At 66.0% G+C, this 1,542-nt stretch carries 1 protein-coding gene; it reads right to left on the minus strand.

Features of this window, described 5'->3' with window-relative positions:
- Positions 1 to 1,542 (minus strand): Ig-like domain-containing protein (locus FJV80_RS34350; protein WP_210251499.1); only part of this gene is annotated, 1,542 nt, incomplete at both ends.

Genomic DNA, 1,542 nt, shown 5'->3' on the forward strand with positions numbered 1-1,542 from the left:
CGCAACCGGTATGTCGTCGTCGACTGTCACGGTCAGCGTGCCGGTCGCGGCCGTTGCAGCCGTGTCGTCGGCGTCATAGACCTTGTAGCTCAGATTGAAGGCGAGATTGTCCTCGGTGCCCGCGATCGGATGCTGGACCGGCGACAGCAGCGTTACCGTATAGGTGCCGGTGACCGCATTGGTCAGGTCGACCTGGAACACATTGACGCCGCCGGCCGACGCGATGATCTGCGTGCCCGCCCCATTCGCCGTGTAGGTGTAGGTGGTGCCGTTCACCGTCTCCGATCCGGACACCAGCGCGATGTGGCCCGCGCCGTCCGCGCCATAATTGTGCGTCAGCGTCCCGGGCTGTGCGCTCGGTGTGTCGTCACCCAGGGCTGTGTCATGGTTGCCCGTGGCCAGGTCGTCCTCGTCGACCAGGGTTGCGGACACGCCCGCCGTCGCATGGTTGTTGTCGCCCGAGAAGGTGAACGACAGGACCGCCTGCGAGGTGTCCCCGTCCGCGTCCTTCATCGTGTAGGTGAAGTTGTCCACTGTCCCGTCCGGCACCGACGCCTTCGGGGTATAGACATAGGAGCCGTCGCTGTTCAGCGTCAGCGTGCCATAAGCCGTCGCGATCGGGTTGCCGACCGTACCGCCCGTCACCGCCGTCACCGTGCCGGGCTGGTCCGCACCGACATGGTCGTTCGCCAGAACGCCATTGGCCGCGTTCGCCACGATCGCCGCGCCGCCTTCCGTCGCGGACTGACCGTCATTCACCGCAACCGGGATGTCGTCGTCGACTGTCACGGTCAGCGTGCCGGTCGCGGCCGTTGCAGCCGTGTCGTCGGCGTCATAGACCTTGTAGCTCAGATTGAAGGCGAGATTGTCCTCGGTGCCCGCGATCGGATGCTGGACCGGCGACAGCAGCGTTACCGTATAGGTGCCGGTGACCGCATTGGTCAGGTCGACCTGGAACACATTGACGCCGCCGGCCGACGCGATGATCTGCGTGCCCGCCCCATTCGCCGTGTAGGTGTAGGTGGTGCCGTTCACCGTCTCCGATCCGGACACCAGCGCGATGTGGCCCGCGCCGTCCGCGCCATAATTGTGCGTCAGCGTCCCGGGCTGTGCGCTCGGTGTGTCGTCACCCAGGGCTGTGTCATGGTTGCCCGTGGCCAGGTCGTCCTCGTCGACCAGGGTTGCGGACACGCCCGCCGTCGCATGGTTGTTGTCGCCCGAGAAGGTGAACGACAGGACCGCCTGCGAGGTGTCCCCGTCCGCGTCCTTCATCGTGTAGGTGAAGTTGTCCACTGTCCCGTCCGGCACCGACGCCTTCGGGGTATAGACATAGGAGCCGTCGCTGTTCAGCGTCAGCGTGCCATAAGCCGTCGCGATCGGGTTGCCGACCGTACCGCCCGTCACCGCCGTCACCGTGCCGGGCTGGTCCGCACCGACATGGTCGTTCGCCAGAACGCCATTGGCCGCGTTCGCCACGATCGCCGCGCCGCCTTCCGTCGCGGACTGACCGTCATTCACCGCAACCGGTATGTCGTCGTCGAC

The organism is Mesorhizobium sp. WSM4310, assembly GCF_007003935.1.
GTDB lineage: Bacteria > Pseudomonadota > Alphaproteobacteria > Rhizobiales > Rhizobiaceae > Mesorhizobium.